The sequence below is a fragment of the Actinomadura rupiterrae genome, from assembly GCF_024172125.1.
Taxonomy (GTDB): Bacteria; Actinomycetota; Actinomycetes; order Streptosporangiales; family Streptosporangiaceae; genus Spirillospora; species Spirillospora rupiterrae.
The window spans coordinates 235,894-256,356 of record NZ_JAMZEA010000004.1 but is presented as its reverse complement, the minus strand read 5'-3'; the positions used below and the strand labels follow the sequence as shown (position 1 = coordinate 256,356).

Sequence of the window (20,463 nt, the reverse complement as noted above, 5' to 3'; positions counted from 1 at the left end):
AGGACTCGGTGAACTTCACCGGACGCAACTACCTGGAACGGGCCAAGACAACCAGGCTGTCGCTGGCGGCGACGGGCCGCGGATGGCGTCGCCTCGCCGCCACGAGCGCGGTCGTGGCGGCCGCGTCGCTGCTGACATCGCTCCCTGCGCTGGCGGCGCCCTACCGGCCGTACGCGCCGCAGGCGGACCGCAAGGTTGCCGGCCACAACCTGAAGGCCAAGGCGCCGACCGCCACCACACGCGGACTACTTAAGTCCACACCCCCTGTGCGCTGGCCGAAGTCCTCCACTGCCAAGGTCACCGTCCCCCAGCCTGCCGCAACCAGGGGCCGCGCGATGCCGTCCGCAGTGCGGGCCGGGGCCTCCCCGATCTCGGTCACCGCTCCCGGCCAGCGGCTTGCCCGCTCCAAGGCGTCCCGGACGCCCGCCGCGGGCCAGGTCCAGGTCACCGTGCTGGACCAGACTGCCGTGCGCAAAACCGGACTACACGGCGTGGTGTTCACCGTCGGCCGCACCGACACCCTCGGCGGCGCATCGCCCAAGCCCGGCGCTGTCGGCGTCCAACTGGACTACTCCGGCTTCGCCCAAGCCTTCGGCGGTGCCTACGGCACCCGGCTGCGTCTGCTGCAGTACCCGGCGTGCGTGCTCACCACCCCCCAGCGACCTGACTGCCAGAAGGCCATCCCGGTGCCGTCCGCCAACGACGCTACCCACCGGATGCTCACCGCCGACGTTCAAGCCGCACCAGTGGCCGCGCCCGCGTCGGCTCCCTCTTCCCCGGCATCTCCCACCACCTCCCCCGCAGCCACCAAGCCTCCGGTGCCGTCGTCCTCGCCTTCCACCAAGCTGAGCGGCAGCCCGACTGCATCGCCGCAGCTCCGCGCCGCCGCCCCCGCCTCGACCCTGCAAGCCACCGTCCTGGCCGCCACCGCGGCGCCTTCGGGGAGCAATGGAAACTTCGCCGCCACCGACCTGGCGCCCTCGGCGACCTGGAACGTCGGCGGAAACACCGGCGACTTCAACTGGTCCTACCCGATGCGGGTTCCGCCGGTCCCCGGTGGGCTGACGCCCAAGCTGGAATTGGGCTACAACTCGGCCGGCACCGACGGCCGTACCGGGAACACTGGCAACCAGCCGTCCTGGATCGGTGAGGGTTTCGACCTGTGGCCCGGCTACATCGAACGGCGCTATGAGTCCTGCAAGGACGCCGGAGCAGCCAAGAACACCGACAAGGGCGGTTATCCCGGAGACCAGTGCTGGGGCTATGACAACGCCACGCTCACCTGGAGCGGCAAGGGCGGCCAGCTCATCCCGGACGGGAAGGGCAGCTGGCACCTGAAGGACGACGACGGCACCCGCGTTGAGAAGCTGACTGGCGCCGCCAACGGCGACGACGACGGCGAGTACTGGAAGGTCACCACCACCGACGGAGTGCAGTACTACTTCGGCCGCAGCACCTGGACCGCCGGCAAGCCGGCCACCAATTCGGCCTGGACCACCCCGGTGTTCGGCGTGCACTCCGGCGACCCGTGCTACAAGGCCAGCGGCTTTGCCGACTCCTGGTGCAACCAGGCTTACCGCTGGAACCTGGACTACGTGGTGGACCCGCGCGGTAACGCGATCGTCTACTCCTACAACCAGGAGACCAACTACTACGGCAAGAACCTCACCGACACCGACGAGACCAAGTACATCCGCGGCGGCTGGCTGGACCACATCGACTACGGTCTGCGCTCGGATAACCTGTGGCCTGCGCACGCCCCCGCGCGCGTCGACTTCCAGGTCTCTGAACGGTGCATTTCGGCTACTAGCAGCGACTGCGACCCTTCCAACATCACCGCTCACCCTGAACTGTGGCAGGACACTCCCTGGGACCTGCATTGCGATGCTGGACAGGATTGCAAGGACAACCACGGCACGCTGTCGCCGACGTTCTGGTCCCGCAAGCGCCTCACGAAGGTCACCACACGGGTCATCAAGAACGACGGCACCGACTGGCGCGACGTTGACTCCTGGAGCCTGACCCACGAGTGGCGGGATGCCGATGTTGACCGGGACCTGGTGCTGACCGGGATCCAGCACACCGGCCTTGCGGGCACCGACACCGGCGCCAGCCCGATCAAGCTGCCGGCGGTCCAACTCGGCTACATGCAAATGCCGAATCGCGTCGACGTCCAGGGGGACTACTTCCCCACCTTCTATCGCTACCGACTTCAATCGGTCGTCGATGAGAACGGTGGCCAGACGCTGGTGTCTTACTCCGGCGAAGGATGCACCGCCGGTAACTGGCCTGCGCCCGAGTCCAACACCAGCCGCTGTTTCCCGGTCGTGGAGTTGGACCCGACCGGCGCCCCAGACTCCGACCAGACAGTCACTAACTGGTACAACAAATACGTCGTCACGGCCGTCAAGCAGACCGACCTGACCGGTTATTCCGCCGACAGCCCCGTCACCACCTACGACTATCAGGGCGGGGCCGCCTGGCACTACAGCGATGATGACGGCCTCACCCGCGTCAAATTCAAAACCTGGTCGCAATTTCGCGGCTACGGCAAGGTCATCACCCGCACCGGCCGAGACAACGACCTGATAACTCAACGCGCCGCCTATTACATGCGGGGCATGGACGGTGACCGCAAGGGTCCCTCCGGCGGCACCAAGGACGTGTCGGTGTCTGACGGTGAAGGTGCCAGCTACCCCGACCACGACTCGGCGCAGGGTTTCCAGATCCGCACCGAAACCTATGACAAGGCCGACGGGGCGGTCGTCGCCAAGACCGTGGCCGAGCCCTGGCACAACCAGACCGCCTCCCAGACCCGATCCTGGGGCACGGTCACTGCCAACCAGACCGGCAACAAGTCCAACCACAGCTTCACCAAACTGGCCGACGGGTCCTGGCGCGAAACCAAGACCGTCAACAACGCCTTCGACCCCGTCACCGCCACCCCCACCGAGACCGACGATTTCGGGGACGTCACCAAGACCGGCGACGAGCAGTGCACCACCACCAGCTTTGCCGACAGCGGCGGCACCGGCAGCGGAATCGTGAACCTTCCGTTCCAGGTGCAGGCAGTTGCGGCAACGTGCGCGAACAAGGGCAGTGTCGACTACACCAAGAAACTGATCTCCGCCACCCGCAGTTACTACGACAACGGTGGATTCGGCGATGCCCCGACCAAGGGGCTGCTCACCCGTACCGACAAAGTGTCAACCGGGACCACCGCCTCCCAGGTGGTCTTCGTGCCTGCGACCAGGAAGACCTACGACACCTACGGGCGCACCCTGACCGCAGTGACCGCCGACAACACCACCGGCACCGAGGTCGACAAGACCACCACGACCACCTACACCACTCCCAACGGGCTGACCACCGCGGTCTCCTCCACCACCCCGCCGGTGACCATCAACGGCACTCCCACACCCCTGTCCACCAGCCAAACCGTCGATCCCGCCACGGGCCAAGCGCTCACCAAGACCGACGAGGGCGGCAAGACCACCACGATCAGCTACGACGCGCTCAGCCGCACCCAGAAGGTCTGGCTACCGGGCCGCAGCACGGGGGCCACCCCCAACTATGAGTTCACCTACCAGGTCGAGCCCGGCAAGATCGTCGCGGTGGGGACCAAGACCCTGCACAACGACTCCACCCAGGCCACCAGCTACGCCTTCTACGACGGGCTGCTGCGCTCCCGCCAGACCCAGGCACCCGGCCCCAACGGCGGCCGGCTGCTGACCGACACCTTCTACAACGCGCTGGGTAAGGCCGCCCGCACCTACGACACCTACTACGCCGCCGGGGCGCCCAGCCCTGACCTCTTTGGTGTGGACACCCCCGGCGACGTCCAGTCCCAGCACACCTACGACTACGACGGGCAGGCCCGCGTCACCGCCGACCACTTCTGGGTCGGCCAGGGCAGCCGCGCGGTGGAGAAGTGGCAGACCACCACCAGCTACAACGGCGAGTCCACCACCGTCACCCCGCCCGAGGGCGGCACCAAGACCACCTCGATCACCGACGCCCAGGGCCGCACCGTCGAAACCCGGCAGTACACCGGGGCCGGCGCCAGCGACTACCTGTTCTCTACCTACACCTACACCCCGGCCGGTCAACCCGCCACGATCACCGGCCCCGGCAAGGCCGGCACCATCCCGGCTACCACCTGGTCCTTCGACTACGACGTCCGTGGCCGCAAGACGTCCCAGACCGATCCCGATTCGGGCACCACCCGGTACGGATACGACGACCTGGACCGTCTCACACTGGCTACCGACGCCCGCGGGAAGAAGATCGCCACTAGCTACGACGATCTCGACCGCAAGACCACCCTCACCGACGCCACCGCCGGTGGCGCGGGCACCAAGCTCGCCGACTGGACCTACGACACCGTCGTCAAGGGCCAACTCACCAGCAGCAACCGCTACGCGGGCGGATTGACCTACACCTCAGCTGTCAGCCTCTACGACAACCTCAACCGTCCCACCCGCACCTACGTCCGGGTCCCAACGGCGGCCGGCCAGGACAAACTCGCCGGTACATACGTCTTCGGCACCACATACAACCTCGACGGCACCGTTGCGGGACAGTCCTATCCCGCCGCGGGCGGCCTCGCCGCCGAGACCATCACCAGCAGCTATGACGCCGATCAGCTTGGCCGGCCGATGAAGCTGACCGGCTACGTCACCGGCGCCCGCTACTCCTACAACGGCAAGCCCGAGCAGGTCGAGCTGTCCACCGGCGGCAAGCACACCTGGATCACCAACACCTACGAGACCGGCACCCAGCGCCTGCTCACTTCCATGACCGAACGCGAGAACATCGCCGGTCTGGACCGCCACGCCGCCTACGACTACCACGACTCCGGCACCCTGAAATCGATCAACGACACCAGCCGCGCCGGCATCGACAATCAGTGCTTCAGCTACGACCCGCTCGGCCGCCTCACCGCCGCCTGGGCCCAGGACGCCGCGACCTGCGCCAGCGACGCCGCCTCAGCCACCATCGGCGGCCCCGCCCCCTACAAGCAGACCTTCGCCTACGACGCCACCGGCAACCGCACCGACGAAACCTACGCCGACCCCACCACCTACTTCACCCGCACGTATAAAACGCCCACCGTCGGCCACCAGGTCACCGACGTCACCCAGACCGGCAGCAACGCAGGAACCAGCAGCTACGGCTACGACAATGCTGGCCACATCACCAGCCGCATCACCGGCGGCAAGACCGAGAACCTGACCTGGGACAACGACGGCACCCTCGCCAAAATCAGCGACGTCGGCAGCGGCGACACCACCTTCGTCTACGACACCAGCGGCAACCGACTCCTGCAAAAGGACCCGACCGGCGCCAGCCTTTACCTGCCCGGCATGGAGCTGCACCAAGCCGCCGGTGCCGCCACGGCCACCGGCACCCGCTACTACGGCTTCGGCGGCGCCACAGTGGCGCAGCGCACCAGCGACGGCAAGGTCCAGTTCCTAGCCAGCGACAACCAAGGCACCAACCAGATCCAGATCGACGCCTCCTACACCGGAACCGACCCGGCCCAAGGAACCGCCACACGCCGCCAACTCCCCTTCGGCAGCCCCCGCGGCAGCAACACCGGGACCTGGACCGGCAACCGCGGCTTCGTCGGCGGCACCACCAACCCCACCAACATCCCCCTCACCCACCTCGGCGCCCGCGAATACGACCCTGCCCTCGGCCGTTTCATCAGCGTCGACCCCGTCTTCGACAGCACCGACCCCCAATCCTGGAACGGCTACGCCTACAGCGACAACAACCCGACCAACCTCAGCGATCCCTCCGGGCTGTGCCCGCCCGACCGCTGCGGCGCCGGCATCACCAACGTCGGCCAGGACCACCCGACCATGACCGGCGGCTGCGGCCTCGACTGCGGCACTCCCTACCCACAGCGCAGCTGGCCCTCCTGGGTCAACCCCGACCGCGTAGCCGCGGTCAAGCGCGCGATCGCCATCACCGGATGCCGCAGGCAGGGCGGCTGCGGCGGCAGCCGCAACGTTCTCGCTGGCCGGTCCCCCGACGACCCGCTGTTCCTGAAGTACGCCAGCTACGGCACCAGTGGCACCCACATGTGCGGCAGCGAAGACGTCGTGTGTCAAACCCAGAAGGAGCTCATCGCCCAGGGCTTCGACCCGCAGATCGCCGACGACTTCGGCGACTCCTACTGCACCTACCTTCACTGCAATTCCCCAGGCGAAGCCCTGATGACGGGCCACCTCATGGACTGGCCCTGGATCCATGGCCCCAGCAACACCGACATGCTCGAAGACAGCCTCCTGGGCGGCCTGCGCGGTCGTGCCCGAGGCGGCCGAGCAATCCGGGGCTGCAACAGTTTCGTCGTCGGCACCAGGGTGCTCCTGGCCGACGGGACGACCAAGCCGATCGAGAAGGTCCGGGTCGGCGACAAGGTCCTGGCCACCGACCCCAAGACCGGTCGGACCAGGCCCCAGAAGGTCATCGCCGCCTTCGGCGGCTCCAACTACGACCACCTCATCAAGATCAACATCGTTGGCGACGGAACCCCCCGCAGCACCGGCGTCATCATCGCCACTGAACACCACCGCTTCTGGGATCCGGCCCACCACCGCTGGGTCCGCGCCGACCAACTCACCCCCGGCGCCACCCTCCGAACCCCACAAGGCCACACAGCCCACGTCAACCTCGTCATCACAGTCACTAGCCACCCGGAAGTCCATGACCTCACCATCGCCAACGACCACACCTTCTACGCAGAGGCAGGCGGTACGGCTGTTCTCGTTCACAATGAAGAGTGTGTAATTGGTCGCGATATCAGCAGGCAGAAGCAAGGCAGGCACTTGCAGGGTGACCGGCTCTACAATGGAGGCGGCTATTTTGTTGACATCGATGACGCACAATCCGTCCTGGATGCCTATCACCAAGGCACCGCCACGGTCCTTGGCACTACACGGACGGGTAATACTGTCGTGCGATATGATGGCGTGACGGGTTTCAACAACAACCCGGCAAGTGGGTACGTGGATCAGCCCACAAACGTATACATGATTAAGGGGAGTAAAAGCCCTAGCGTTGTTCCGATTAATCCTAATTGGACGAGTCAATGAATCTGCTAGAGCGTGAGAATCTGCTAGTACTCCAGGTGGTTCAAGCGTCACTGGGTCTCATCTCGCCAAGCATTTTTGGTATCTCGGTTGAAGTGTGCCCCGATCGAGCGATCGTGCACTTCGCGGTGGATGGGGAGAACGCCGAAGTCGCGGAAGATATTTCCGACCTAGTGTTTGAGCTCGATGCGCTATTGGAGGGGGCGGAATGCTTGGAGTCGAGGATCTATGCGGGCGCTCCTGATGAGACATGGCCTGGGCGTAATTTCCGTCTCATTTTCCTCTTGAAGCTGTAGCTGGCCGGGGATATCTGAATGATCGTCATCGCGTAGCCCACCAGTTGGTCGAGAGGCCTGAGTTGGGCGCTTGACGTCGGCTGACGGCGGTGGCGTGTGCCCGCGTTGCCGTCAGGGTGGGCCAGAGGGCGGTCGCAGAGGGTCTGCGACCGCCCTCTGGGCGTTCAACGGCTGGCTGTGCCAGGTCGGCCCCGGAGGGCCCGCTCCCGGCGGGGGCTGCGCGGCTCGGCGGCCCCCGCCGGAGGCGGGCCCTTGAAGACCTACAGCCCCATCCGGGGGGGCTGTGGGACCATCCGGAAACACCGTCCGGCCATTCCCATCATCCGTGGCAGGATCGGCTCCGCCTCCAGGACTACTACCTCAATCCCGCCTACGAGAACCATCCGGCGGTCTGCGTGGACTGGTGGAGCGCCTTCGCCTACGCCCGCCACATCGGCAAGCGCCTGCCGTCCTCCCTGGAATGGGAAGCCGCCGCCCGCGGCGCCGACGGACGCCTGTTCCCCTGGGGCGACGACATCGACCTCGACGCTGTCCACTGCGCCGACGCCTACGCCGGCCACGCTTTGGTCACTTACGAGGCCTGGCTCGCCGAGCACGAACGCGGCAACCTCCGACACGCCCTCCCGCATGCCGTCGACACCCACCCGCGCAACCGCTCTCCGATCGGCGTCCGGCACATGGCCGGCAACGTCTGGGAACTGACCTCGACCACCCTCGGCCAGGACGACATGGTGGTCATCTGCGGCGGCGGCTTCGACAACCCGTACCGCGCCGTGCAGGCGTCCTCCAAGGGCCTCTACCGCCGTCACGGCTCCAGCAACGTCGTCGGATTCCGCTGCGTGGAGGACCCCGCCGTCCTGGTCCCGTACAAGGGCAAGAACAAGCCGCCGTCGCAGAAGCAGGCCAACCAGGCGCACGCCAACCTCCGCAGCCCGGGCGAACGCGCAAACGCCCAGCTCAAATCATGGAAAGATCCTCACCAAGCTCCGCTGCTCCCCCCACCGCGCCGGCCACCTCGCCAAGGCCATCAGCGTCCTCCAAAACCGCGAAGCCTCAACTCACCCATGATGGAAAAGGCTCATTCTTGCGGCGGCCTCTGCGAATTGCGAAGGTGGGCGCCCAGAAGATGTCGCCACCGTTTGAAGGCGGTTGTGGCTGGCAAGTGGGACCTCGTCCATTTGGCCCTCCGCCTGGTGGGCTGAGCCTTGCTCTGTCTCGTGGATGCAGGCGCTTCGTGCCGGAGCAGTACGGGCCCGGCGTGGCGGCGGTACTGGGAGTAGCCGGAGTCCAGCAGCGGCAAGGGCATGAAGGGCCAGAGCACGGTGCGGCCGGTGGTCTTGTCGACCACGAGGACGCGTTCGGAGTTCGGGCCGACCCGTGACGGTGCCGGCGGTTCGATGACGAGGCTGCGGACGACGTAGGCGTCGGCGATCTCGTGGACGATCGAGACGATATCCCCGTCGTGAGTGGGGCGATGCCGGGCGTGGGCCCGCCGCCAGGCCTCCGCGGCGTCGATGATCGGGATCCGCCGCATTTGAAGGAGGGCGAAGGCATCGGCGATCTTGGTCAGGGTCTTGCAGGTCGTCGTGGCGTCGGTGCCGCAGGCCAGGCACCCGGCCCCAGCGGCCTCCGTTTGAGGCTCGCCGCGATGGGTGTGAAGGACGGCGTTGAGGGCGGTGGCCAGCCCGATGACTGTCCGTGGTGCGTCTTGCAGGAACTTCGCTGACGGGTCGTCGAGCAGGTCGTCCTTGACGCAGAGCCGAGCGGCCCGGCTGATGGCCCGGTGGTCGGCGCGCATCGCCAGCGCTTCGGCGGCGTGAACGCTGCGAACCAGCTGGGCGTGGATGTCGGTGGGTGTATCTGGCACGTGGTCTCCCGGTGACGGTTGTGGGGCGGGGGACGCGGCGGTGGGAGGCGCCGCGTCCCCCTGCTAGGCCCCTCGGTTAGCGGAACCGAGGGAGTTCAAGGGGCGTCAGGAGCGGTCGTCTGCTCGCGAGGACTCGCGCTCACCCCTCCTGCTTCTCGGGTCTCGAGGTGGGAGACCATCACCTCGATGGAGTCCTGGAGGTCGGGCAGCTGATGAGTGATGGTGGTTCCGTCGGCGGTGCGCCAGGTGAGGCGCGTCCGGGAGATCTCGATGCGCAGGTCGTCCACCGCGACGACGGAGTTGCCGCCGACATCGCCGACGTGGTGTGCGAACAGGCCGCGAGTGCACAGCTCAAGCAGCAGCAGACGGGCCGTACGAAGAGGACTCTGCGACCGCGTGGGGAGAGGGCGGTCGTCCGGCAGCGGCAGAGCGAACCAGGTGGCCTTCCCGCTGACCGGCGTGGGGCGGAGGCGCGAGCGGCTGCGATGGATTCCAGCATCGGTAGCCAGGGCCGCCACAATGGCGAGGCCTCTGCCGCTCTCGCTGAGCACATCGTGTCGGACGGGATGGGGGAGAGATCCGGAGCCGGTGTCGAAGACGGTGACGATGAGCGTGGGTGAGGCGGCGGAGCGAAGCCAGATCCACAGCTCGGTGTCGGTGCCGCCGGCGTGCAGCAGGGAGTTGGTGACCAGCTCCGAGACGGCGACCGTCCCGTCGGCGACGAGTTCGGCCGGGAGAGCGAGCTTGGTCATCACGGCCGAGAGCATCGACCGAGCCGTCGACGCGCAGGTCCGGTCGGGCGGCAGTGGGAAGGTTCGTGCGCGCCCGAACTCCAATGGCGGGTCGTTCTTGCTCAACACGACGAGCTCCACCGGTCGGACTGGCGGCGGAGTGCCGGATTGCAGCACGCGTGCGTGCACCTTGACGGCCTCTCGGAAGGACGCCGGGTCAGGCGCTGAAGCGTCCGGCGCATCCGCCCCGGCTGCCGGGAGGGAGTCTGCGATGAGGAAGTGGCGAGGCTGGTCGCAGTCCTTGCCGACGTCGTGCGGCGGACGTCTGCGGGGAGAGGACGGGCTGCCGGTTCCCGACAAGGGCGACGGGGGGAGCGAGCGGACGGCGCGGGCGGGAACCAGGCCCCCAGGAGGCGGGTGAGCTCATCCTCGTCGGCGGCCTCGATCAGGGTCTGGTTCGGAGAGAGGAACCAGTAATGCCTGGTGAAGCATCCGTACCAGCAAACAGCAGCCGGGTAGCGGACCCGGGCGGCGCTGAGCGCGGTGTCGGGACTGAGCCTCGGCCAGGGAGGGGTCCCGCCGGGCGGGGGCGAGGCGAATTGGACGCGTACGGGCGGGCGCTCCAGGACGGCTAGGGTCGCCGCTCCTGCTATGGATTTCGTGGGATCCTGTCCCATGTCGGACCTCCTGTGTCCGATAGGTCCCGGCCGGTGCTCAACCATCGCGTCCGGGACCGCCTGTTTTCGTGCCAGGCGAGCTGACATCACCAGCTCGTGCGGGTGAGTTGGCGCACGTGAGTGGAAGTGCGGGGGCATGCTCGCCAGGATTCGCGGACGTCCTGGGCACGAGCGCGCTCTGCACGAGAAAAGGGGATCCGCTGGCGCTCCCGCGTCTGAGCTTCAGCCGGGGTGGTCTGACTCGGTCGCGTCGTCCGGAAGACGACAGCACCGCCCTCAGCCGATCGCGCTCATCGGCCCTTTGTGATCAGAACCTTCGCCCGTACGCGCGTTCGCGGGCGTCCTGCTCCATCAGCGCGAGGCCGAGTTCCTCGAGACTGCCGCAGACCAGAGACTGGTCCAGCCCCTGCCAGAGCTCCCGGGCGGACAGGTCACGCCGACGCGTCGCACACCACATCACGCCTGCCTGGGAGGACCACAGCCGCCACCCGGGGTGCTCCCGCTCCAAAGCGGATTGCGGGCTCACCGTCATCGCTGCGTCTACCATGACGGCATACCTCCTTCGTGAGGTTGGGCCGCGCGGCCAGGGGGTTTCCTAGGCCTTGTACCTGGCCGCGCGGCGGCTCTTTCTCGTTTGGGTTCCAGCACTGGTCATATGAGGTGCTGAAGCATTGGCAGTTCTTGTCCTTGGCCACGTGAAGGCATGCAGACCTTGCCGAGCAAGGCGCCTCACACAGCCCCAGGGCTGATAAGCCGAGCCTTTCGTCGCCAGGGCCACGGAAGATCAGGCGTGGAGTGATCATCCTGTGGCTCAATGTCACCGATCTTTGTCGCTCCACACCCCGGTGCGCGGTCGTCGGATGTACTGTCATCCTGGACCGATGAAGTGAGTTTCGCAATAATGCGACTCGTATTAATGCCAAAAAATCTTGGGCATCGGGGCGCGGCCAGAAGATATGCCCGAACTTGCCTGGAAATGCCCGTGAGGGGAGACGCTCGTGACGGCCCACCTCAGCCCGACTGCGCGGCATCGACGTCTGATCTTCGAGCTCAAACGTCTTCGTGAGGGAAGGGGGTTGTCGCGCGGGGAGGTGGCTGAGCGCCTCGGCACCTCTGAGACGACGGTCTTCCGGTACGAGAAGGGGCAACACCGGCCGAAGCCCGCGGACGTCGCTGCGTTGCTGGACATCTACGGGGTCACGGACCGAGCTGTCCGTGAGGAGCTGCTTGAGATGGCCAAGGACGCCCGTAAGCGCGGCTGGTGGCATCGGTACCGGCGGACGCTCAAGCCGGGCTTTGACTCCTATATCGGCCTGGAGGCCGCCGCTTCGGTTATCCGTACCTATCAGCCACAGGTCGTGCCCGGCCTGCTCCAGACCGCCGATTACGCGCGAGCGGTCATCGAGGAGACCGCGATGAACTTCACGCCCACCGAAGTGGACGAGAAGGTCGAGGTGCGCCTCTCCCGGCAGGGGTTGATCCAGCGGGAGGTCGACCCCGTTCAGTTCATCGCGGTTCTCGACGAGGCGGTCCTGCGCCGTCTGGTCGGAGGTCCGGACACGATGCGCGCGCAACTGCGCCACCTCGCGGAGGTGAGCAAGCGCCCGAACGTCGAGGTCCGGGTGATCCCCTTCTCCGCCGGGGCGCACGCGGCGATGGACGGCCCCTTCTGCCTGCTCGGATTCCCCGAGACCGATGCTCCGGACCTGGTCTACCTCGAGCAGTCAATCAGCGCGCTGGTCCCCGAGGACCCGGAAGAGGTGCGGCACTACACGCTGATATTCGGGAACGTGCTGGCCAAGGCCCACTCCGCTGTCGAGTCGGTAGCCTTCATCAAGGCAATCGCGGACAATGTGCCCTAAGTCCTCGACGGAGGGAGATCAAGGGATGACCACACCGGACAAGCGGGCCCGGTGGGTGAAGAGTTCCTACAGCACCAACGGCGGTGACTGTGTCGAAGCGGCCGTCCTCGACGGCTTGGGCCTCATCCGCGACTCCAAGGATCCGGACGGCCCGGCGATCGGCCTGGAGCCCGAAGCCTGGGCCCAACTCCTGCACTGCCTCAAGATCGGCAATGCCCCTCGCAGCTAACGATTGATCTGGAGCCGTCTCCTGGGCGGCGATGCCACGGTTCCTCGTGCGGGAGTGAATGTGCGGGGACGCCGTGCCCGCGGCCCGAAGCTGGATGCCGGCGAGCCTTCATTTGCGATCTTCCGCACCTCGTGGTGTTCCCATCGGCTGGAACGCCACGAGGTGCCCAAGTGACAGCGGCCAGGGTGAAATCATGTACGGCCAGACGGTCGACCACTCTCCGCAATCGGAACGCGAAAGGGGTTCACCGGCTCCGTAGGCGACTCATCGGGCGCTCTTCCACCTGACCCAGGTGTCGATCCCTTCGGCTCGGTAACGAGCGCCCCGGCCGAAGCGCCAGTCGGCTCGGAGTTGCCAGGCATCTGCCGGAGCTTGGCGGTGTGGCGTGAGCAACGATGCCAGTTCGTCATGCCGAGCATCGACCCCTCCGTGCCCGGGATGGCTGTCAAGCCCAGCCTCCCGCGCCTCGTAGCGCTGATTCCACTCCAAGTAGATCGCCCATTGCTCACGTTCCATCGCCACGGCGTTGTCTGTCGCTGGCCACACGTCGTACTCGACCTCTTCAACCGGGCCGACAGGGTCGCGGCTTTGGAAGTAGTGCGCCTTGCCGTCGAGCTCGGCGAGTCCAGCGCGGAGGCCGTCGTACCAGTGCAGCTCGACAAGGACGCGTCCGAAGCCGTCGGCGGTGAGTCGATCTTCATCCCAAGTCTCCGCCACGTCGGCAGAGTAGCGCTTGAGGCCATGGCGACTTGATCTACGGCGGCGTGATGAATGACGGCCAGATAGATCCCCCGTATCTGGCCGCCGACGCGGGAGTCAATCCCAACCGGCCACTGCTTATCGCCTGTGTCTGGACACATGGGGATTGCGCACCAGGGGTGACATCACGATCGGGTCAAGAGTGTCGGTTGGAAACTGACCGGCTCTTGTGGAGTGCGAGACCGTCTTCCTAGGCTACTCACAGCTTTCATGTGACTACTTACTGTCGCTTGGGGGGTTGATGACGAATTGGCGTGCTCTTGCTCGAGGTCGGAGAGCCCAGGGAGCGGGCTTGGTTCTGCTCATCGCGGGTTGCTCGTCGCATTCGGCCGACGGCCGTACTGCCGACGAGCCGTCATCGAGCCTCGCGACCTCGCCGGTATCGGCCGAGCAGGCGGTCGTCGATGCGTACACGGCCTATTGGCCTGCGAATGTCCGGGCGGCCAAGCTGCCCCGGGAGCAGGGGCGAGCCGAGTTGTCGCCGTTCGCCGAGCCCGATCACGTGAACAAGACCTTGGACGGGGCGGCGGATTGGCAGCGCAAAGGCTATGAGCCGTGGGGGCATGTGATCGTGCACGTGTTGTCCGTCCAGGTGAAGGGGAACACGGCGCGGCTGTTGGAGTGTCAGGACGCTTCGAACGCGGGAGTCGCGAACGCTCATACTCACCAGCTGATCCGCGGCACGCAGGGGAGTCCTCACGTGCACCTCTCGGCAGACATGCAGCAAGACGCCGATCACCGCTGGCGGCTCAAGCAGGTGGCAATTCTGAAGGCGCCGTGTACCGCGTCGCGGCCCTGACTTCGGCCGCCGCGTTGCTGCCACAGGCAGCCGGTTTCACTAGCACTCATGCGAAACCGAATGATCCGAAGCCCGATCGGGGCGTCGTCACCCAGCCCTATGGCTACACCGCTTTCGCCAAGGATCCAGAGGTCTCCGAGCACAAGAGCGGTGGCGGTTCGGGTGGTTCGTCCACGGAGACGAGCAAGCCATCGTGCGTGTTGCTGCCGGGGACGGCGACATCGTTCGACGTATGCGGCCAGAACGTTTCGCCAAACGCGGCAGATCACGCCGCATCGATGGGACCGGATTCCACGCCGTCGGTAACCCCGCAGGAGTTGGCGCAGCAGGCGTTCAGCAGCCTGAAGCTCCCGGCGCTCACGGTGCGAACCGCGCCGCCCCGGGGCCGGGACGGTCTGGTAGGGCTGCGGGAGTTCTTCTGGGCGGAACGCGCGAGATGGCATCCGCTCAGCAAACGGGCTGAGGCTGGTGGCGCCTGGGCGGAGGTCACGGCGGTTCCGTCTCGCCTGGTCGTGAGACCGGGGACCGGTGATTCGGTGATGTGCGAGGGGTCGGGAACACCGTTCGACTTCTCTCGCCCGTCCGCCGCACAAGGCACCGGCTGCACGTACCTCTACGAGCGCTCGTCCGCCGGGATGCCGGGTTCGGCCTACCAGGTCACGGCCGAGGCGGTATGGACCGCGACCTGGGTCGGCTCCGGCGGAGTCGGCGGCGTGTTGCCTTCGCAAACCAGATCGTCCAGCTTTTCCCTCCGTATTGCTGAGGGCCAGGCACTGACTCAAGGGAGGTCGTAGTTGGGACGTACGGGGCTTCCGAACGCCCCCGCCGATTCGATCGGGGGAGGCCCGCTGCAGGCAGGGCCACCGCGTCTGCCACCTCAGCCGAGGCAGCGCAGGCGGGCCGTGATCGCGGTCGGGGCGCTGGTGATGGCGGGCGGCGCGTTGATCTCCAGCCAGGCGGCACTGCGGCTGAGCGATCGCCAGCCGGTGGTGGTCATGGCGCGTGACGTACCGGTTGGGCAGCAGATCAGCGCGGCGGACCTGACCACGGTAGACGCCGGTGTCGAGAGCCCGGTGGCCGCGATCCCCGCTGAGCAGGAAAGCCGTGTTGTCGGTGGCTTCGCGGCTGTGGACCTGCGGCGGGGGACGATGATTCCGCCGACGGCCGTCACACGTGACTTACGTCCTTCGGCCGGAGAGGATCTCGTCCCGGTCGCGATGAAGCAGAGCCGCCTTCCGGCGCGTGGTCTCGCCCCAGGGGACCGGGTCATCGTGGTCGCCACAGCGGACGGGGGCGGGGACGCTCCGAACGGGAAAGTGTCGGCGCAGACACCGCCGCCAGGCCAGGTCTCGGCGACCGTGGACCGGGTCACCGGAACGCCGGACGCGGATGGGCAGATCGTCGTCGACCTGCTCGTGCCCAGCGCGGACGGTCCGCAGCTCGCCCAGCACGCCGCTGACGGCAAGGTCGCGTTGGTCCTGGCCAGCCGGGGGCAGTGATGGCGCTGTACACACTGATGTCGCCGAGCGAGTCACCCGGTGTGACCACTACCGCGCTGGCACTCACCTACACATGGAACGGGCGCGCCCTTCTTGCCGAATGCGACCCGAAGGGCGGCGACGTCCTAGCCGGTTTCCTGCGCGGCCGGATGGCGGCGGATGCCGGTCTTCTCAACTGGGCACTGTCGATCGCGCACGATCCGGATCCGGCGCGCCTGTGGAACAACGTCATCTCCCTCGACGGATCCGCTCGTGAGTGGCTGCTGCTGCCGGGGCTGCGCGATCCGCGTGAGGCGGCCCAGCTCGAAGGAGCGTGGGCCCACGTCGCCGGTGCGTTCGAGGTGGCGTCCTCGGCGGGAGTGGACGTCATGGCCGACATCGGGCGGATCGGCGGACCCGAGACCCCGATGGGACTGGTGGCTGCGAGCGACATGGCGATCATGCTGCTGCACCCGAGCCTGCGGCAGGTGACTGCGGCCAAGCCCCGGCTCGACGCGCTCGGCCGGCATGTCGGGTCGGACGTGCCAGTGGCGTTGTGCCTAGTCGGCCAGGGCGAATACCCAGCGCGCGCGGTGAGTGAGGCCCTGTTCGGGCTTCCGGTGATCGCCGAGATTCCGCACGATCCGCGCTCGGCCGAACTGCTGTCGGACGGTCGCGGGCCCGGCCGCGCCGCACGCCGGACGCCGCTGATGAACGGCGTGGCCGCGCTGGCGACTGCGATGCGCGCGCATGCCGAAGCCATGTCCGGCCGTGGAGACCAGGACGTCGCAGCCGTGGCAGGGGGGAGCTGGTGAACCCCAAGCCGCCACGTTCCACATGGCCGCCGTCGACGGTGAACACCCCGGCTCTGCGCGCGATGGGCCCGGTAGCGATGGGTTTGGGCGTCCAGCGGACGAGCCCGTCCCCGCCGGACGTTACCGACCTGAACGGCAAGGAGTTCCGGCGGGCCGTCGCAGCGATCACCAGGTCGGTGACCGAAGACCTCCAGGACGTCGAGACCGCCGACGCAGGCGCGGCGCGTCCGCTCATTGAGGCGCACGTCCAGCGTTGGGCGCGTGACCGGCTCGTGGACGAGACGCCGGTCGGGTTCGCCACGCAGCGCCGCCTGGTGGACGCGGTCTACGACGAACGCTTCGAGCTGGGAGTGCTGACGCCCTACATCCGTGATCCGGCGGTGGAGAGCATTGACATCAACTCCTGCGATCAGGTGTGGATCAGCTACAGCGATGGGGCCCGTGTGCGGGGACCGGCGGTCGCGGCGTCCGATGGCGACCTGATCAACATGATCCAGATGTGGGTGCTGCACAAGAGTTACACGGCCCGTGAGTTCTCGACGGCCAGCCCGCTGGCCAACGCCGCGCTGCTACCAGGCGAGCGCGATGTGAGCGGCGTCGGTGTCCGGCTCAGCGCGGCGATGTCGGTCACCGACCGTCCCTGTGTCAGCATCCGCTGCCACCGACTTGTCGACGTCACCCTCGACGACCTGACGCGGCTCGGGACCATCAACCGGAGCTTGCGCGCGTTCCTGTCCGCCGCCGTCCGGGCCCGCAAGAACATCGTCATCACCGGCGGGACCTCCGCAGGGAAGACGACACTGCTGCGCGCCCTGTCGGCGGAGATCGACCCCGGAGAGCGGCTGATCACGCTGGAGACCGACTACGAGTTGTTCCTGCACAAGCTGCCGGAGCGGCACGGCAATGTGGTCGCCTACCAGGCGCGACAGGCCAACTCCGAAGGCGCGGGCGCTATCACGTTGCACGAGCTGATCCCGGACGCGCTGCGCAAGAACCCCGACCGGATCATCGTGGGGGAGGTCCGGGCGGACGAGATCATCCCGATGTTCGAGGCTATGAACACCGGCCATCCCGGCTCGATGTGCACCATCCACGCCGATGGCACCGAGGAGATCTTCAACCGGATCGTCATGCTGTGGACCCGCGGTGCCGGAGGCCAGGCAACCCCTGCGCCTGTGATCCACCTCAATACCGGCGAGACGATCGACTTCGTCGTCCACCTGCGCACCGACCGCAGCACCAACCAGCGGTTCGTGTCCGAGGTCATCGAGGTGCTGCCACCCTGCGACTCGGACCTCCCCGCCCGCAACCACATCTACCGGCCTGCCGGCCCCGCCGGACGCGCCCTTCCGCACGTCACCCCGCAATGCCTGGACGACCTGGTCGACGCTGGCCTGGACCCCACACTGCTGGACATTCACGCGGCGACCTGGCCCCTGCCCGGCCGGGAAGGGGGCGGACGGTGAATGCCTCCGCTCTGCTGTTCACCCTCAGCATCACCGCCGTCCTTGGAGGAGGCTGGCTGGCGGTCGCCGGCTGGCGTGGCTGGAGTCCATCGGTCGACCGTCCCATGCCGTCCGTAGCACGGCGCCTGTTCCACCGCTTGTCGGATCGGCGACTCACACGGAGCCTGCTGATCGCCTGCGCTGCCGCGCTCATGGTCCTGGCAGTGACCGGGTGGCCGGTGGCGGCGCTGGCGGCGGTCGCCGCATCGGTAGCAGTGCCGCGCATCCTCGCCGGCAGGACCGCCGTCGACCGCATCGGCCGACTGGAGGCCCTCGAGCAATGGACGCGAAGGCTGGCCGACATGCTGTCGGCCGGACGCGGACTGGAACAGGCGATCGAATCCAGCGCCACCCGAAACATTCCGGCACCGATCGCCTCCCACGTCCAGACCCTGGCCCGGCGGTTGACCGTGACGCGGATGCCGGCCGAGCAGGCGCTTAGGCTGTTCGCGGACGAACTGGACGATCCGGTCGCCGATCGGATCGCCGCCGCGCTGATCCTGCTCACGCGCCGCCGCGGTACGGGCGCGAGTTCGGTACTGAACGGCTTGGCCGAACTGGTCGCCCGCGACGTCACCGACCGCCGCGAGGTCGAGGCCGCACGTGCCGAACACCGCACGACCGTCCGCTGGGTCGTCGGCATCCTGCTCGTCCTCACCGCGGCCGCGGTCCTCCAACGCTCCTACGTCCGCCCCTTCGATACCGGTCTCGGCCAGGCCGTCCTGGCCGTGATCGCAACCTGCTACGCCGGAGCGTTCTGGTGGCTGCACCGGCTCGCGCGCCCTGACAACGGACGCCGCTTCCTGGGAACCCCCACCGCAGGACGGGAGACCGCATGAGCCTGCTCTCTCTCACCGGCGGAAGTCTCATTGGCCTCGGCGCGACCGTCCTGGTCGGCGAGCTTTACCCCGCGCCGCCACGTCTGGCCGACGCCTTGGCCCGTCTGGAAGGAACCGCGCCCGCCGAGCCGACGGGGCGGCTCCGTCGGCTCACCCGTTGGGCGGACGTCCACAACCCGCAGTCGGACCTGGAACTGGTCGGGCTGACGGTCGAGGCGTTCGTCCTCAAACGCCTCGGGTACGCGCTCCTCGGCCTGGTCTTCCCGACGCTGCTCAACCTGACCGTCACCCTCGCGACCGGTGCCACGCTGCCCTGGCAGATCCCGGCGGCGGTCGGAGTGCTGCTGGGCGCGGCGTTCGGACTCGCCCCCGATATCGCGGTCCGACGCCAGGCCGCCGAACTGCGCCGTGAGTTCCGCGCTGCGCTGTCTACCTATCTGGACCTGGTCGCGCTGGAACGCGCCGCCGGATCGGGCCCCGGCCAGGCACTGCACGCGCCCGCCGACGTCTGCGGCGGCTGGGTGTTCGAACGCATCGCCACCGTCCTGCGCCAGGCCCGCCGCTCCGGCGAACAGCCCTGGCGCGGTCTGGCAGAGCTCGGGCGGCGGGTCGGCGTCGCCGAACTGACCGAACTCGCGGACATCGCAGAGGACGCCGGGTCCATCGGCGCCCAGGTTCTGCCGACCCTGCTGGCCAAGTCCCAGTCCATGCGTACCGCCGCCCTCACCGACGCGCGTGCCCGCGCCAACTCCCGTACCAGTGAGATGCCGGTGGCCATCGCCATGTCCATTGGCGGCTTCCTGCTGCTCGTCACCTACCCCGCTCTCTACCGGCTGTTCATCGCATAGGAGGAACCCTGGCCATGCTCCCCTGGGAACTGCACTACCTGGCGACCGCCGCTGCGCTGGCCCGGGACCGTTGGCGGCGGAGGCCCGCCGGGGACCGGGGGGCGATGTCGGCCGAAGCAATGATCATCATTGGGATCCTGGTCGCCACCGCGGTGACAGCCCTGGGGATCATCGGCCAGAAGGTCATCTCCAAAGCCAACTCCATCAACCTGAAGTGAACCGCCCAGGACGAACCCGTCGCCGGGGTCCGGGCGACGACGGGGCGATGAGCGTCGAGACCGTGCTCGCCGTCCCCGTCCTGATGATGACGGTCCTGGCCTGCACGCAGGTGTGCCTGCTGTTCCTCGCCCGCTCCATCGCCCTGGCCGCCGCGCAGGAGGGCGTCCGCGCGGCTCGCCCCGAACATGCCTCACATGCGGGCGGCGGCACGGTCGCCCGTAGCTACGCCGTCCAAACGGCCGGAGGCTTCCTGCATTCCGTCACCGCGACGTCGAGAGCGGACAAGACGACCGTACGAGTTCGTGTCACCGGACAGGCCCTCTCACTCGTCCCGCTGCTGCCCTCTCTTCCGGTGCACGCCGAAGCCGCAGGCGCGATCGAGAAGTTCACCACCCCGTCGGGACGTCCACGATGACCGCACGCACGGCCGACCATGGGA

16 protein-coding genes and 2 pseudogenes are annotated in these 20,463 nt (G+C 67.5%); 14 read left to right on the top strand and 4 right to left on the bottom strand.

The genetic code is table 11. The features are described 5' to 3' along the window. The first annotated feature begins 8 nt into the window (after positions 1-8). The 3 genes and pseudogenes from FHU30_RS47055 to FHU30_RS14160 all read left to right on the top strand — a co-directional run. Positions 9-7,103 carry an RHS repeat-associated core domain-containing protein gene (locus tag FHU30_RS47055; protein ID WP_253875841.1) on the top strand — a complete coding sequence of 2,365 codons (7,095 nt, stop codon included), beginning with the start codon at positions 9-11 and terminating at the stop codon, positions 7,101-7,103. Positions 7,104-7,485: 382 nt separating this feature from the next. Beyond that, positions 7,486-8,184: pseudogene (locus tag FHU30_RS14165) on the top strand (formylglycine-generating enzyme family protein); the annotation flags it as partial. A gap of 57 nt (positions 8,185-8,241) precedes the next feature. After that, positions 8,242-8,464: pseudogene (locus FHU30_RS14160) on the top strand (transposase family protein); the annotation flags it as partial. 10 nt (positions 8,465-8,474) lie between these two features. On the opposite strand, the gene FHU30_RS14155 reads toward FHU30_RS14160, so the two are convergent. The 3 genes from FHU30_RS14155 to FHU30_RS14145 form a co-directional block, all read right to left on the bottom strand. After that, on the bottom strand, positions 8,475-9,263 hold the full coding sequence (locus tag FHU30_RS14155; protein ID WP_253875838.1) for an SUKH-4 family immunity protein: 789 nt from the start codon (positions 9,261-9,263) through the stop codon (positions 8,475-8,477). Between the two features lie 95 nt (positions 9,264-9,358). Further along, positions 9,359-10,123 (bottom strand): ATP-binding protein, encoded by a 765-nt coding sequence (locus tag FHU30_RS14150; protein WP_253875835.1) that lies wholly within the window; start codon positions 10,121-10,123, stop codon positions 9,359-9,361. Between the two features lie 855 nt (positions 10,124-10,978). Further along, a complete protein-coding gene (locus tag FHU30_RS14145) occupies positions 10,979-11,218 on the bottom strand; it encodes a hypothetical protein (protein WP_253875832.1) in 240 nt (79 codons plus the stop codon). A gap of 451 nt (positions 11,219-11,669) precedes the next feature. Here FHU30_RS14145 and FHU30_RS14140 point away from each other — a divergent pair, with 451 nt between their 5' ends. Continuing rightward, complete coding sequence (locus tag FHU30_RS14140; RefSeq protein ID WP_253875829.1) at positions 11,670-12,533, top strand: helix-turn-helix domain-containing protein; 864 nt, start codon at positions 11,670-11,672, stop codon at positions 12,531-12,533. A 25-nt stretch (positions 12,534-12,558) separates the two neighbouring features. Further along, positions 12,559-12,762 (top strand): DUF397 domain-containing protein, encoded by a 204-nt coding sequence (locus tag FHU30_RS14135; RefSeq protein ID WP_253875826.1) that lies wholly within the window; start codon positions 12,559-12,561, stop codon positions 12,760-12,762. A 264-nt stretch (positions 12,763-13,026) separates the two neighbouring features. Here FHU30_RS14135 and FHU30_RS14130 read toward each other — a convergent pair whose 3' ends face one another. Next, entirely contained in the window at positions 13,027-13,479 is a 453-nt protein-coding gene (locus tag FHU30_RS14130; protein WP_253875823.1) for a hypothetical protein, read from the bottom strand. 334 nt (positions 13,480-13,813) lie between these two features. On the opposite strand from FHU30_RS14130, the gene FHU30_RS14125 reads away from it, so the two are divergent. From FHU30_RS14125 to FHU30_RS14085, 9 genes are all read left to right on the top strand, one after another. Beyond that, entirely contained in the window at positions 13,814-14,320 is a 507-nt protein-coding gene (locus FHU30_RS14125) for a hypothetical protein (RefSeq protein WP_253875820.1), read from the top strand. Next, positions 14,299-15,114 carry a hypothetical protein gene (locus tag FHU30_RS14120; protein ID WP_253875818.1) on the top strand — a complete coding sequence of 272 codons (816 nt, stop codon included), beginning with the start codon at positions 14,299-14,301 and terminating at the stop codon, positions 15,112-15,114. The genes FHU30_RS14125 and FHU30_RS14120 overlap by 22 nt, the downstream gene beginning before the upstream one ends. 108 nt (positions 15,115-15,222) lie before the next feature. Then, on the top strand, positions 15,223-15,819 hold the full coding sequence (locus FHU30_RS14115) for an SAF domain-containing protein (protein WP_253875815.1): 597 nt from the start codon (positions 15,223-15,225) through the stop codon (positions 15,817-15,819). After that, positions 15,819-16,613, top strand: a complete 795-nt coding sequence (locus FHU30_RS14110; RefSeq protein ID WP_253875812.1) for a hypothetical protein — start codon at positions 15,819-15,821, stop codon at positions 16,611-16,613. The genes FHU30_RS14115 and FHU30_RS14110 overlap by 1 nt, the downstream gene beginning before the upstream one ends. A gap of 38 nt (positions 16,614-16,651) precedes the next feature. Further along, positions 16,652-18,079: a TadA family conjugal transfer-associated ATPase gene (locus tag FHU30_RS14105; protein ID WP_253875810.1), complete on the top strand. Its 1,428-nt coding sequence runs from the start codon at positions 16,652-16,654 to the stop codon at positions 18,077-18,079. Positions 18,080-18,297: 218 nt separating this feature from the next. Beyond that, positions 18,298-18,957 (top strand): type II secretion system F family protein, encoded by a 660-nt coding sequence (locus tag FHU30_RS14100; RefSeq protein ID WP_253875808.1) that lies wholly within the window; start codon positions 18,298-18,300, stop codon positions 18,955-18,957. Next, entirely contained in the window at positions 18,954-19,805 is an 852-nt protein-coding gene (locus FHU30_RS14095; protein ID WP_253875806.1) for a type II secretion system F family protein, read from the top strand. The genes FHU30_RS14100 and FHU30_RS14095 overlap by 4 nt, the downstream gene beginning before the upstream one ends. Before the next feature lie 14 nt (positions 19,806-19,819). Continuing rightward, positions 19,820-20,023: a hypothetical protein gene (locus FHU30_RS14090; protein ID WP_253875803.1), complete on the top strand. Its 204-nt coding sequence runs from the start codon at positions 19,820-19,822 to the stop codon at positions 20,021-20,023. A gap of 47 nt (positions 20,024-20,070) precedes the next feature. Continuing rightward, a complete protein-coding gene (locus FHU30_RS14085) occupies positions 20,071-20,439 on the top strand; it encodes a TadE family protein (RefSeq protein ID WP_253875800.1) in 369 nt (122 codons plus the stop codon). Positions 20,440-20,463 lie beyond the last annotated feature (24 nt).

Bases quoted from the DNA above. Each gene is read 5' to 3' on its own strand.
- FHU30_RS14145 (WP_253875832.1), bottom strand. From the start codon at position 11,218: ATGGTAGACGCAGCGATGACGGTGAGCCCGCAATCCGCTTTGGAGCGG.
- FHU30_RS14135 (WP_253875826.1), top strand. From the start codon at position 12,559: ATGACCACACCGGACAAGCGGGCCCGGTGGGTGAAGAGTTCCTACAGC.
- FHU30_RS14110 (WP_253875812.1), top strand. From the start codon at position 15,819: ATGGCGCTGTACACACTGATGTCGCCGAGCGAGTCACCCGGTGTGACC.
- FHU30_RS14095 (WP_253875806.1), top strand. From the start codon at position 18,954: ATGAGCCTGCTCTCTCTCACCGGCGGAAGTCTCATTGGCCTCGGCGCG.
- FHU30_RS14090 (WP_253875803.1), top strand. From the start codon at position 19,820: ATGCTCCCCTGGGAACTGCACTACCTGGCGACCGCCGCTGCGCTGGCC.
- FHU30_RS14085 (WP_253875800.1), top strand. From the start codon at position 20,071: ATGAGCGTCGAGACCGTGCTCGCCGTCCCCGTCCTGATGATGACGGTC.